Source organism: Devosia sediminis, assembly GCF_016411825.1.
Classification (GTDB): domain Bacteria; phylum Pseudomonadota; class Alphaproteobacteria; order Rhizobiales; family Devosiaceae; genus Devosia; species Devosia sediminis.
Genome location: NZ_JAEKMH010000004.1, coordinates 192,323 through 205,053, shown reverse-complemented (window position 1 = coordinate 205,053; position 12,731 = coordinate 192,323). Strand labels below are relative to the sequence as shown.

Genomic DNA, 12,731 nt, shown 5'->3' with positions numbered 1-12,731 from the left:
ACCGTCATGAGCTACGGCATCGTGGACTGCCACGCGCACATTTTCCCCGCCGCTGCCAGCGCCGCTGGATTTGCCGATGCCGCAACGCATCTGCTGCATCAGCAGCGGGCAATGCACATGCATGGCAACCAGCCCTATCGGCGGCAGTCGGACCAGAGCCTGATCGCCGAGCGCCCGCTATGGGATGTGAACGATCCGTCCCCCGCAGGTCGCAAGGATGTCGATTTCCGGGTCGGGACATTCGGGCGCTATGAATGGGGCAGTGGGCCCGATGCCGGTTATGTGCAGTTCCTGCCGCCCTGGATGGACGACCTGTCGATGACCGCCGAGCGCCTGGTGGCGATCATGGACTATGCGGGGGTGCAGACGGCCGTGCTGCAGAATGACCACATTTACGGCAACCTAGCGGAGGCTTTTGCGGAAGCCGCCAAGGCCTATCCGGACCGTTTCGTCGGGCTGGCGCAGGTCGAAGAGGCTTTTGCCTATACCGATGCCGAACTGAAGCGCCTTGAGGATCAGATCGGCCGCCTTGGAATGACCGGTGTGTATTTCACCACGACCGGTATGTTCCGCAGCGGCTACCAGCCGATGCATTCGGACCGCACCTATGATCCGTTCTGGAAGATGGTGGAGGCCAGCGGGCTGCCCGTGTGCTGGGTGCAGTCGGGCAAGTCGCCGGTCGGCAGCTATGAAGACGAAATGCGCCACCTGGCCGATATCTGCGAACGCTTCCCCGACATCCACCATGTGCTGGTGCATGGCATTCCGACCTCGCTCTACGCCGATACGGACGAGCGGCTGGAACTGCCATCAGTGCTCAATACGCTGATGCGCGAAGCCTGCGTTTCCAGCGAAATACTCTATCCCATTGCCTGGGGCGGTCGTCAGGAATATCCCTACCCAAAGGCCCATGGCCATATTCGCCAGCTGATCGATGCCTTCGGGGTGGAGCGCTTTATCTGGGGCTCGGATGCGCCTAACGTCGACCGCTACTGTACCTATGGGCAGTCGTTGACCTATTTTACGCGTTACAGCGACTACCTTTCAGACGCGGATCGGCAGGCTATTCTCAGCGACAATGCCCGCGCCATCTTTCCGGCACTGGCCAAGGCCGCAACCCAATGAGCAATGTCCTTGCGGTCGAGGGATTGACCGTCAACCTTACGACCCAAGATCGTTCTTTCGATGTGCTGTCAGACATCAGCCTCACCGTGGCGCAGGGAGAAATCCTGGCGCTGGTGGGTGAGTCTGGCTCGGGCAAGAGCATGACGGCACTCTCGATCATGGGGTTGCTGCCTGACCCGGTCGCGGCGGTGACTAGTGGAGCGATCTATTTTGATGGCATCGACCTAGCCCGCGCCGACGAAACCACCATGCGCAAGTTGCGAGGCAATCGTATCGGGCTGATCTTCCAGGAGCCGATGACGTCACTGAACCCGACTATGCGGGTGGGGCCGCAGGTGGCTGAAGTGCTCGAACTGCACAAGGGGCTCAAGGCGCATGAGGCCCGGGCGCGCGTCGAGGGAATCTTCGCGTTGGTGCGTATTCCTGATCCTAAAAGCCGGTATGACAACTACCCCCACCAGATGTCAGGTGGCATGCGGCAGCGTGTGATGATCGCCATCGCACTGGCTTGCGATCCGGACCTGCTGATCGCCGACGAGCCGACAACCGCGCTCGACGTGACCACACAGTCGCAAATTCTCGATACCCTGCGCGACCTGCAGGCCGAACTGGGCAAGGCGACGATCCTGATCACCCACGATCTGGCGGTTGTTGCCGAGACGGCAAACCGCGTTGCCGTGATGTATGCCGGCCGTATCGTCGAGCAGACCAGCACCGAGCAATTGTTCGCCACGCCGCGCCATCCTTACACGGTGGGTCTGCTGCACGCGATTCCGCGTGACGAAGCGATGCCAGGTGAAGGGCGAGGCAGGCTGGTGGAAATCCCCGGTTCGGTACCGGCCCTGTGGAACCTGCCCAAGGGCTGTGCTTTTGCGCCGCGCTGCAGCCGGGCAACCCAGCAATGCCAAGACAGCCGCCCGTCACTTGTCGATATTCAGCCAGGTCATCAAGTGGCGTGCTGGCATCCGGTGGAGGCCGAGATATGAGCGCTTTGCTCGAAGTTGAGGGCCTGACCCGCCACTTCGCCGTCACCAACAGCGCTGGAAACAGCATCGGCACTGTCCATGCGGTGACCGATGTTTCCTTCAAGATCGGTGCGGGGGAGACGCTGGGCCTGATCGGGGAATCAGGATGTGGCAAGTCCACCGTCAGCAAGATGGTCGTTCGGCTGGTCGAGCCGACGCGCGGTGCGGTGGTGCTCGAGGGCGAGGATATCAACAAGGTCTCATTCTCGCGCATGAAGATGCTGCGCAAGCGCGTGCAAATGGTGTTCCAGGACCCGTTCGGTTCTCTGGATCCGCGGCAAGCCGCCGAGGACATCATTGCCGAACCGCTGCTTGTGCACGGTATGCGCTCGAAGAGCGAGCGCCGCGCACGTGTCGTCGAGCTGATGGAGCGGGTAGGCCTGCGTGCAGACCAGATGCGCAATACCCCCGCCGCTTTCTCGGGAGGTCAGCGTCAGCGAATCGCCATCGCCCGGGCGCTGGCGCTCAATCCGGCGCTGATCGTTGCCGACGAGCCGGTTTCCGCCCTCGACGTTTCGATCCAGGCGCAGGTGGTCAACCTTATGGTCGACATTCAGAAAGAGCTGGGCCTGTCCTATCTGTTCGTGTCGCATGACCTTGGCGTAATCCGCCATATCAGTGACCGGGTGGCCGTCATGTATCTCGGGAGGATCGTGGAGATCGGCAGAACGAGTGACTTGTTTGCCAATCCGGGGCATCCCTATACCCGTACTTTGATGGATGCGCTGCCGAAGCCCAACCCGGCGCGGCGCCTAAGCAAAAAGCGCGTGCCGCGGGGCGAAATCCCTAGTCCGCTCAATCCACCAACCGGATGTGCTTTCCATCCGCGCTGCCCCCTCGCCACCGACGTCTGCCGCCAGCAGTTGCCGGCGTTGCGGCCCCTTGCCGGAGGCACGCAGGGAGCGTGCCATCACGCCGCCTAACGCAGGCTGCGCCAAAGAAATGACGATTGGGATATCCATGACTGATGCAACCGCCGCCGCCCCGCTGGCCTTCGACAATACTGCAACTCCAGAAGATCGGCTGGCTCGTCTGGGCCTTGTGCTGCCGCCATCGCCGCCGCCGATCGCCAATTTCGTGTCGCATGTGATCGAGGGAGGCATTCTGTATCTCTCCGGCCAAGGGCCGCGTGAGGCTAACGGCTTTCTCCACACCGGCAGGGTAGGTCAAGATGTCAGTGTCGATCAGGCCTACGCTCACGCTCGGCTAACGGGCCTTAACTTGCTAGCAGTCATGCGAGAAGCTCTTGGTGATCTTTCGCGAGTAAGGCGGGTGGTCAAGGTCCTCGGGATGGTCAACGCCGTTCCCGAGTTTGCCGAGCATCCCAAGGTAATTAATGGGTGCTCCGACCTTTTCGTATCGGTGTTCGGCGACATCGGCCAGCATGCGCGCAGCTCGGTCGGTTTGGGCTCGCTGCCCGACAATATCAGCGTGGAAATCGAAGCCGTTGTCGCGCTGCGGGACTGGTAAGAGACAGTAGCAAGTCACAATTCTTGCATTTCACCCTTTGGCAGAAATAGTAGCCACTGAGCACTTTCAAGCCACTAATCGCCTGGAACTGACGCTATCTGGGCGCCGATGTGCTGGGCCAGCTAACGTCTGCTTCTCGATATGTGCGTGTCAGAAGCTGCCTGTCCGCAACCCACCCCATGATTGACAGGCCCTTTCCAGCCCTCAGATCACTCAATTGGTCCGAACTTGGCGATTACCTCCTTCGCTCGAAGACACATTTTCTGTTAGGCGCTCCGGCAGGTCAGCATCCTGCCTGCGCATGACTGACCGCCGCGCTTCAATCGCCGAGCGGTTCGTTTTCAGGAATGCGAGGGAGTGTTTGTAGGCTTCCCCCGTAAGGCGCCCATCCAGATGGCTGGCGAGACCGTAAACCTCCAGCATCGCCATCACGTCGACGATTAGGTCACGGGAGAACTCGCGGCTGGCCTGCCCCAAGAGACGCATCCTGGTACCGGCGGCCAGCAGCTCAATCCAATTGAGCAGTTCGACTGTGGCTGAATTGGTTTTCTTCTCGTCGCCCGACACCACCGCGTCAGCAAGGTTTCGTTCGAGAACGCGCATGTGTTCGAGGATCCCCGATAGCGTATCGAAATCCCTGCTTCGGCTTGCCTGTCGCGTCTGCAGCCCCGCGAATATAAGCCCGACACCCGCGAAGGCCGCGGCGGCAATGCCAGAGAACGCCGCGATGTATTCCGCGTTCACTTCTTGTCAGAATCGGCGGGTTTCTGCGCGCAGGAGGGAGTGCCGCCCTGCCGTGTCGTCTGCTGCGCGGGTCCTGTCGCACGCATCGCGTCACGCAGGTTGGCAGTTCCGAAGGAACGCGCTTCGAGGTCCTGCATCGCCTTGGCTAACATGGCGTCACGCAGATTCGTGGTCCCGAAACCCGCCAGTGGATTTCCTATTTGACCCCTCGGGAGGTCGCCGTAGAAGGGCGGCTTGGCCATCGTCCTGATCCTTTCACCCGGGAAACCCCATCGAAACAGATTCGATGTCGGCATGCGAGCGTGCAGACTTGCTTGAACTTAGGGTTGCGACATTGTTCAAGGGACGAGATTCTCAGCCGGGATGGAGTGCAATCAAGGTGCTCCCGTACTCCATGCTAGAAACGCGCTCGACTGCTTTCGTACGGTCGTCCGACACTCTTCTTGGTCTAGCAGGGCACGAGGATGGCAAGATCGGCTAGGAAGAAGACCCGATGATCGGCTATCGGCACGAAACAAGGAGCTTCATTCTGGCCATCGGCGTGCCGTGAGACACGGACGTGCGCAAGAGCTTCAGGGTCCGGGCGCCAGCTTATCATAGTCCGTGTAGCCTTCAGGGCCATCGTCATAGAAGGTGTCTTTGCCCGGCTCGTTCAAAGGCAAGGAACACGTCCGTTGCCGGCAGAGGAAGGTCTGCGAAGCGATCCAGGATCTACGCTCGAAGGCAACGCCGGCTATCCTTGGTCTCGGCATAGGAGGGACGCAAGGTCTCTCAGCCGTAAAGACTCGTCGCGACGGGCCGCTACCCAAGTTCGACGCAACAGACCTTCGGGCACATAGTCGTCATACTTCTCTGTCCGCAGGTTCATGACGAATTCTGACAGGTCTTCCAGTGACGGCGGTGCTGCGGCGATCTGCCCGAGCATTCCCGCGACTTCGACAGGACTGGCGTCGACGACGGTGACGCCTATGTCGAGGACCGAGCACTCCAGGCCTGCCGAAGCGAGGGCGAGAGCCAATACCGAATTCATCTCGGTACCGGTCCATGTGAGGACATGCGTGTCGCGGCCCGCGCGCAGCACGCGGGTCCTATCCAGTTCCATATCGCGAAAGGCTTGCCGGCCTTCCAGCAGATATGCGGCGGCGTTGGCGTCAAGGTACGCGGGCATGTCATCGGAGGCGAGGATGTCGCGCATCCTTTCCGACAGCAGATCGTGGACCGGTTCGTTCGCGACGCCGTCGAACTTGGGTATCTTGCCTGACGCGTGTCTCGCGACCTCGATGACCTTGGCGGCGTCGTCGACCGCTACGATTTTCCAACGCTGGCCTGCGAACGAGACGATGCCGCCGACGCCGACCGGGTTGGAGATCGGCATCGTGCCGAGCGTCCTGCCGGCGGTCACCAACCGCCATTCCTGGTCCGTCGAGAAGATCGCGTAGAAGTCCCGACCCGAAGTCAACCGTTCCCCGTTCCTGCCGAGCATGACGGTGCCGTCCGGAGCCTGCTCGACCAAACCCGCTTCCGGCGAGGCCATTGCTCTGAGCAAGGTGACGTAGTCCTGCTTGGGAAATGTGGAAAGGGGACCGGCGCCGCAGACGGCCTCATACAACCTGTCCGCCCGGTCGCCGCCGACCTGCGTTATGACCGAAAGGGTCTGATGCAGGACCACGGTCGCCACCGCACCTTCGGGACTCTGTGGCTCGACGAACTTCTCCAACAGTAGACGGATCGCGGCCGCCGCTCGCACGACCTCGAGGCGGAGACTGTCGAGAGGATCGCCATCCAGTCGAACGGTGCGCTCGCGAACGTATATCCGGAGAACCGCCGGCACGCCCTGCCGGCGGCCGCTGCGGCCCAGCCGCTGCCGCAACGAGGCGATCGAGCGCGGAGCGCCGATCTGCGCCACAGACTTCACCGACCCTATGTCTATACCCAACTCCAGGGTCGTCGTGGCTATGCCGGTGGTGGGAAGCTCGGAACTCTTGAGCCGCGCTTCGAGCTCCTCGCGCAGTTCTTTTGATAGGCTACCGTGGTGAGGGAAGAATTCGTTCGGCACGTCCGCGCGCTCGGAGCGCGCGCGGAGACGGTCCGCGACCGCCTCGACGCGTCGGCGGGAGCCTCCGAACACGAGATTATTCGATCCGCGCAGGTTTTCGAAGATGTGGTCGGCTATGTGGTCCAGGGCGATAGACTTGCCGTCGACTTCCAGGGCATCGGGGTCCTCGGTATCCACGGGATCGACATAGGCCCTGATCTGCAGGCGAAGCTCCGGCGCGTCGGAGCCGGATTGCACGATGGCCACGGAAGACGGCGCATGCGGGCTCAGCCAGGCGGCGGCCTTGTGCAGGTCCCCGATGGTCGCCGAGAGGCCCACCCGTCTCGCCCGTTTGCCGCCGAGCGCGTCCAATCTGCGGAGCAGACTGGCGAGGTGAAGGCCCCGCGGTCCACGCATGAAGGCATGGAGTTCGTCGATTACGACGAAGTCCATGCTTCCGAGCATCGCCTTGGCTTCTCCCGGCCGCCTCACGAGCATGGCTTCTATTGACTCCGGGGTGATGAGCATGACGCCGCGGGGGTTGCGGCGAGCACGGTCCTTCGCCGACTGCGGCGCGTCGCCGTGCCACCGCACCGTGTCGACACCCAGCCTCTCGCATAGCTGGTCGAGGCGCCGGAACTGGTCGTTGATCAACGCCTTGAGGGGGCTGACGTAGAGTACCGAGAATCCGCGCTCCTTTCGACCCGCCGTCGCCGTCAGGATCGGGAGGAACGCCGCCTCCGTCTTGCCGGCCGCCGTGGCGGCGGCGATCAGCACGTCGGACGAGCCATCCAGGACAGCCGATATCGCGCGGTCCTGTACATCCCGCAATTCCTCCCACTTCTGCTCCCAGATCCACCGGCGGATCTCAGGGTCGAGCCTGTCGAAGGCCGATTGCCGGTCAGAGCCGGATGGAGGCGAGCTCGTCATCTCCCGACCCCTGACCATCTTGGTCCGACCCCTCGCTGCCCATCTCGGCGTCGGCCGCTATTTCGACGGCGTCGATGAGGTCCGTCCAGCCGGTGCCGGGGTTCTGCTCGAGGACAGCCAGGAACTGAACGAAGGCCTTGATCGTGTTGCGCGGCGTACGGAAATAGGCTTCGCCGACATGCCTGTTGCAGTGGGCCATGAAGGACGGCAGCGCTTCGTCGGGAACGAGATGCCGCTCGGGGTCGCCGGATGCGAAGACCGAGCGAATATTGGAAAGCAGGATAAGCAGGTCTTCGGGAGTGAGGCTTTGCAGGCGCAAGACCGGGCCCGACAAATCGACCAGACCGTTCTTCGCGAAGGCGTTCTCCGCCAGCCGCGACTGGAGCGCTGCATAGCTGTATAGGCCCCGACGCGTGTCCATGAGGAACTCCGGCGTGCCGCCGAAGACGAAGCCGATACCCCCGAAGTTCCCTTGCAGGACGTCGTTGAGCATACGCAAGATCTGCTCGTAGTTCTGGTTACGGGCCTGACTGCTCTGGAGCTTGTAGATGTTCACCATCTCGTCGAACACCACGAGAAGTCCGGAGTACCCTACCAGCGTCACGAAGGCGGCCAACAGCTTCAACGCGTCGTAGACATCGCCGTCGTCTATGATGTTGCGCACGCCGAGGGCCTGTCGGGCTTCGGTCTTGGTCGAGTACTCGCCGCGCAGCCACCGGAGAGCCGCGGCCTTCAATAGCTCGTCCCCGTCCTCGCTGCCCCGCCAGTATGCCTTGAGCACGGTGGCGTAGTCGTATCCGCCGACATGCTCCTGCAACCGGGCCAGCCTTTCGTCGATCACCGCCTCCACGGAAACGGCCCGCCGCGATGCCTCGTCCATGCAGTCGGTGACGAAGCGCTCGACGATGCTGCCGAGCGCGCCGCCGTCAGGCTTGTTTCGCGTGGCCATGTTGCGGACCGCCTCGGCGTAGAGGCCCCTGGCCTGACCCGCCGAAGCGTGTACCCGACGGTCCGGCGCGAGATCCGCATGTATCGTGACGAATTTGCGCTCGAGCGCGATCAACCGAACGAGGTTGAGGAAGAACGTCTTGCCCGCACCGTACTCGCCGATGACGAACCGCATGGCCGAGCCGCCCTCGGAGATGCGCTCGATGTCGCGCACCATGGCCGTGATCTCCGCCGCGCGCCCGACCTGGACATGGCGCAAGCCTGCACGCGGCACTACGCCGGCAGACAGGGCCTGGAGAATGACGTCCCGCTCCCGCGGCTTTATGGAAAGGACTGCACTCATGCGGCTGATTCCGATTCCTTCAACTGGTCGACGATGTGCGGCGCGATGGACAACTCGTCGTCGCCCTCCAGGATCGGCTCCTCGAACCGATCGTAACCCCAGTCGTTTATCCGCTCGATCGCTCCCTCCGGCAATAGGCGCAGATGCCTGGCAGCGGCGTCAAACCGTACGCGGTCGGAGGCTTCCCCTCTAAGCACCGTCCGCAGCAATTCGGAATGCGCGACGTCGAGGCCGGCGAACAGGGTGCCATCGGCGACTTCGACGGGTGGCCCAGGCGGTGCCGCCGTGCGCTCTTCCTCTTCGACGAAGATGCCGGCAAGCAGCTCGGAAACCGCCGAAGTCTCCGAGCGTAGGCGCTCTAGCCTCGACGTATCGATCGTCACCTGCGCCCGTTCGGGTTCCGAAGGGGGCGACGGAGGGGGAGGTATCGGTATGCCCGCGGTCCGACGCTCGGGGGCGACGGGCACCGGTTCGTCGATCACGACGGCGCCACGGTGCAGCATGGCGTAGACGCCTTCGGTCGGGAGGCCCATCGCCTTGTGCAGGCGCTCCAGGAACTTCAACTCCGCGGGACTGGCATGTCCGTCGGCAAGGATAGCTCCGGTCGCGGAATTCAATACCGAAAGCCTTGCCGAGGCATCGAGGGTCTTGAGCTTGTTGAGGGCGAACTTGTGCATCGACGTGTCCGCGAGCAGAGTGGTCGCGTATGCGATCAGTCTGGCCCGTTCCACTCCGCCCAGGCCCGCCATGTTCCGGATGTCCCCCGTGATCGCTTCTATCTCGCCGCCGTCTATCCTGGAGTCGGCGCTAGCCGCGAGGGCTGCCACGTCCACCATCGCGCGGGCCGCGGAAAACGCCGCGGCTTCACCGTCCACCGGCCCCCCGCCCGACGACTTGAACAGCACGACATGGCCGCCTGTCATCAGTGGCGCGGCGCCGTAGCGACGATCGGGTTCGAAGCCGATATCCAGCCGATCGAGGTAGGCACCGATGCGGTTGGAGATTGCCGACGCGATCCTTTCCGGTCCCGATATATCCAGGGCCAAGGCTTCGGCGAGCAGGCCGACCGTGGTTCGGGCGGCGTTGCGTCCGGCAAGCAGTAGTTCGACCCGGTTTCGCATCTCGGCCATGGCCGTCGTGCCGACAAGCTCCCGAGGGAGCAGCATCTCCGCATCCAGGGTTCCCCGCGCTTCGGGGTTGCGGCCGAGAAGCCTGCTGTATGCGCTCAACTCGTCGGAACAGGCGGCCAGAAGGTCGCGCAAACCCGACAGGGGCGCCGTCACCGCGGCAATATCCGGTATTGGGCCGCTCTCGTCCCTGGCTTCGATCTGGACGGTGAAGCCGTTGCTTGCGGAGCGGTATTCCATCTTCAGGCGGGTCTTCGGTGCCGTGATTGGCAAACCCGCCGGATACCTAGCTGCGAAACGGATGCCCCAAAGCTTGACGAGCTCGTCGAAACATCGCTTCGCGGGCGTCGTCAGGTTGGTGTCCGGCAACCCCAAGATCCACATGAGGGCGTCCTCTGCCTCGAGAGGCTTGCCTGCACCGACCTTACGCCCGAGATAGGACCTGACGTCCATCGGCAGTTCATACCCCCTGCGAAGCTCGATCGACGGCACCGGGCGCACTACCGGGAGCCCGCCCGTCTGGCCCACTGCCGCCAGAAGTCGGTTGGCATGGTTCCTGAAGGAAGCGTTGGTGCCGTGGAGATCGAGCAGCCTCCGGATTTCCGCGACGATGGTAGCTGTCTCTTCACGCGCGCCGTCAATCAGCAGGCGTCGCTCCAAACCGTAGAAGAACAGGAAGACGTAACCGATGCCTATTCCGGGGTCTTCGCGACCTCCGGCAAGCCAATCGAGATAGGTGCGGCGCGCCGTGGGGGTACACGACTGGTAGGAGGGCCAATACGGAAGCGACGTTCCAGACGTGTCCAGGCCCGACGAGGGGAGGGTCGCCCCGGGGTCCACGACGCAGTTGCCGCAGGTCCCTTCCCGTTGTCCGGGAAGGACCTTTCCCAAGTAGAACATCCCGGAATCTATATGGAACGGGCCGACCTTCACCGCCTCCCCCGGCCTCACCCATCTCGCCTCGTCCGCCGCCTTTTTTCCTGCCCTGCGCGCACGGTTCAAGTCGGTCGGGGTCGTGGCTTTGGTTCCCTTACTTTTCCCTCGGGCCGTGCTCCGACCCTTGCCGCCACCTCGGAACGCCAGGACGAGTATTCCCCCGACGATCAATGCAATCCATTCCAAAGAACGCCCCCCGCTTCCATTGCATCGCGCAAGGCGCGATTTCCCAACCCCAGTGCCAGATTAGCATGAACCTCGCCCGCATAAACTCCATAGCTCGCCCTCCCAAGATTGAGGATGGCGGCCTATCCCCGTTTGACAGTCTTCCAGTGTTATCGGCCTGGTCTGTCCGCCAACCGGCACTCCACCGAAACATTCCGAGCGCCTAAGTGCCGCAGGTCTACGTTCCGTCTCGGATTGTCATGCGGCCGCGACCGGCCTAGGCTTCGTCCGCGAGGTAGCGATGGATCTGGCAAGGGCTTTGGGAAAAGAGATCGTCGGCGCCATGTCGGTGCTGGCACTCATCCTCGTTTCCATTCTCGCCATCCAGCCGTCTGCCGCGTATGGCTACGACCTCCCGAGCGGATCGTCGAGTTTCTGCGGCGACCTCGACCCGGAGCATGATCACGACCTGTCTCCGTGCCACGGGTGTCCTTCCTCGCCCGTAGCGCTGTCGTGTCCTGAGCCCGCGGCTGTCCGCTCGCGCATGCCAACCGCTGCAGCAGTAGAGGAAGCCTTCACCGCGACCGCGCCCTCGTCCTCCCGCCGTTCGCCTCAGGGCCCGCGCGCACCGCCTGCCGCTGTTTGATCGGCGCGGCTTCCGTCGCGCATCTTCCCCACCCAAAAGAAATCAGAGGCGACCGATGCCGGGAGGCGCGGCGCCCGATGCCGTTCGGAACGATCCAGATGAGCGAAACGACACCTACCAGATCCGATATCGCTGCCGCGTGCCTGACACTTCTCACTCCCATCATGGCCGGCATGTTGGGCTTCCTCCTGGCGCAGTGGCCGGGTTTGTCGGCCGGCGCCGCCGCGGGCTACCTTATACTCGTCGGCGGCGCGAGGGCGGACGCCGGGACCGGCAATCCGAGGCGCTTGTTCAGGAACGAGCGCGGAGGCGCCCGCCACTTGCACCATCTCGCCACCGATGCCTTCGCCCTCGCCCGCGACGCCGTCGTTGTACTATGGCGACAGACGGCCTGGACCATGTTCGGGCTGAGGTCAGGCGGCGACGGCCCGGACCGATCGACGGTCGAGTTCCGCAACCGAAGGCTTTTCCGAAGCCTGTCCTTCCTGGCCGTGGGCATGGTGGGGATGGCGTTCGCCGCCGTGCCGCTATACGGCATGTTCTGTTCGATAACAGGCTACGGCGGCACTCCCGCACGATCCGACGGCAACCTCAAAGGGATAGTCGATCGCCCCATCACCGTCAGGTTCGATTCCAACGTCGACCCGGACCTGCCTTGGCATATCGTGCCTGCGGCTTCGGTAACCCGGGACATCGGAACCGTCGAGCAGATCGATTACGTCGCCACCAATACGAGCGATGAGCCGGTGACGGGGATGGCGGTCTTCAACATCGCGCCGGACAAGGCCGGTATCTACTTCAACAAGATCGAATGCTTCTGCTTCACCGAGCAGACGCTGCAGCCCGGCGAGACCCTGAAGATGCCGATCGTGTTCTTCGTGGACCCCGACTTCGCCGACAACCGGGAACTCGACACGTTGCGCGAGATCACCCTCTCGTACAGCTTCTATCGGAAGTAGATCCGGCGGGGGCGGGTGCTTCCCGAAGGAGCGCTCGCCCTCATCCGCCCAACGCCTTTTTCAGGGCGACCAGCGCCGCGGCCAAGGCGATAAAAAACTCCAACCAATCCATCTTTGAAACCTTTCCGTCCATTTCACGAGCATGGATGGAAAGGGCACGAGGCGCACCGCCCGGCTGTGACCCGAACGTGAACTGCATGTCAGCCTGGCCGATCGCGTCGGCCGGAACGGTTTGCGGCTAGGATGAAACGAGGTGAAACGCGGGTGTGTCCGCCCGC

11 protein-coding genes are annotated in these 12,731 nt (G+C 62.9%); 5 read left to right on the top strand and 6 right to left on the bottom strand.

Features of this window, described 5'->3' with window-relative positions; genetic code table 11:
* The first annotated feature begins 6 nt into the window (after positions 1 to 6).
* The 4 genes from JEQ47_RS16710 to JEQ47_RS16695 are packed head-to-tail and all read left to right on the top strand — an operon-like array spanning position 7 to position 3,620.
* Positions 7 to 1,125 carry an amidohydrolase family protein gene (locus JEQ47_RS16710; protein ID WP_198877561.1) on the top strand — a complete coding sequence of 373 codons (1,119 nt, stop codon included), beginning with the start codon at positions 7 to 9 and terminating at the stop codon, positions 1,123 to 1,125.
* On the top strand, positions 1,122 to 2,111 hold the full coding sequence (locus JEQ47_RS16705; protein WP_198877560.1) for an ABC transporter ATP-binding protein: 990 nt from the start codon (positions 1,122 to 1,124) through the stop codon (positions 2,109 to 2,111). The genes JEQ47_RS16710 and JEQ47_RS16705 overlap by 4 nt, the downstream gene beginning before the upstream one ends.
* The gene (locus JEQ47_RS16700) at positions 2,108 to 3,073 is read left to right on the top strand and encodes an ABC transporter ATP-binding protein (RefSeq protein ID WP_198877559.1); all 966 of its coding nucleotides are present in this window, start codon (positions 2,108 to 2,110) and stop codon (positions 3,071 to 3,073) included. The genes JEQ47_RS16705 and JEQ47_RS16700 overlap by 4 nt, the downstream gene beginning before the upstream one ends.
* A gap of 37 nt (positions 3,074 to 3,110) precedes the next feature.
* Complete coding sequence (locus tag JEQ47_RS16695; protein ID WP_198877558.1) at positions 3,111 to 3,620, top strand: RidA family protein; 510 nt, start codon at positions 3,111 to 3,113, stop codon at positions 3,618 to 3,620.
* Positions 3,621 to 3,833: 213 nt separating this feature from the next.
* On the opposite strand, the gene JEQ47_RS16690 is transcribed toward JEQ47_RS16695, so the two are convergent.
* From JEQ47_RS16690 to JEQ47_RS16670, 5 genes are all read right to left on the bottom strand, one after another.
* Positions 3,834 to 4,364 (bottom strand): hypothetical protein, encoded by a 531-nt coding sequence (locus tag JEQ47_RS16690; RefSeq protein ID WP_198877557.1) that lies wholly within the window; start codon positions 4,362 to 4,364, stop codon positions 3,834 to 3,836.
* Positions 4,361 to 4,606, bottom strand: coding sequence for a hypothetical protein (locus JEQ47_RS16685; RefSeq protein WP_198877556.1), 246 nt, complete (start codon positions 4,604 to 4,606; stop codon positions 4,361 to 4,363). The genes JEQ47_RS16690 and JEQ47_RS16685 overlap by 4 nt, the downstream gene beginning before the upstream one ends.
* 491 nt (positions 4,607 to 5,097) lie before the next feature.
* Positions 5,098 to 7,329: a DEAD/DEAH box helicase gene (locus JEQ47_RS16680; protein WP_198877555.1), complete on the bottom strand. Its 2,232-nt coding sequence runs from the start codon at positions 7,327 to 7,329 to the stop codon at positions 5,098 to 5,100.
* Entirely contained in the window at positions 7,301 to 8,620 is a 1,320-nt protein-coding gene (locus tag JEQ47_RS16675; RefSeq protein WP_198877554.1) for an ATP-binding protein, read from the bottom strand. The genes JEQ47_RS16680 and JEQ47_RS16675 overlap by 29 nt, the downstream gene beginning before the upstream one ends.
* Positions 8,617 to 10,680 (bottom strand): tellurite resistance TerB family protein, encoded by a 2,064-nt coding sequence (locus tag JEQ47_RS16670; protein ID WP_198877553.1) that lies wholly within the window; start codon positions 10,678 to 10,680, stop codon positions 8,617 to 8,619. Before JEQ47_RS16670 ends, JEQ47_RS16675 begins: the two co-directional genes overlap by 4 nt.
* A 912-nt stretch (positions 10,681 to 11,592) precedes the next feature.
* On the opposite strand from JEQ47_RS16670, the gene JEQ47_RS16665 reads away from it, so the two are divergent.
* Entirely contained in the window at positions 11,593 to 12,453 is an 861-nt protein-coding gene (locus tag JEQ47_RS16665) for a cytochrome c oxidase assembly protein (protein ID WP_198877552.1), read from the top strand.
* 40 nt (positions 12,454 to 12,493) lie between these two features.
* Here JEQ47_RS16665 and JEQ47_RS16660 read toward each other — a convergent pair whose 3' ends face one another.
* Positions 12,494 to 12,652, bottom strand: coding sequence for a hypothetical protein (locus tag JEQ47_RS16660; RefSeq protein ID WP_198877551.1), 159 nt, complete (start codon positions 12,650 to 12,652; stop codon positions 12,494 to 12,496).
* Positions 12,653 to 12,731: the final 79 nt, after the last annotated feature.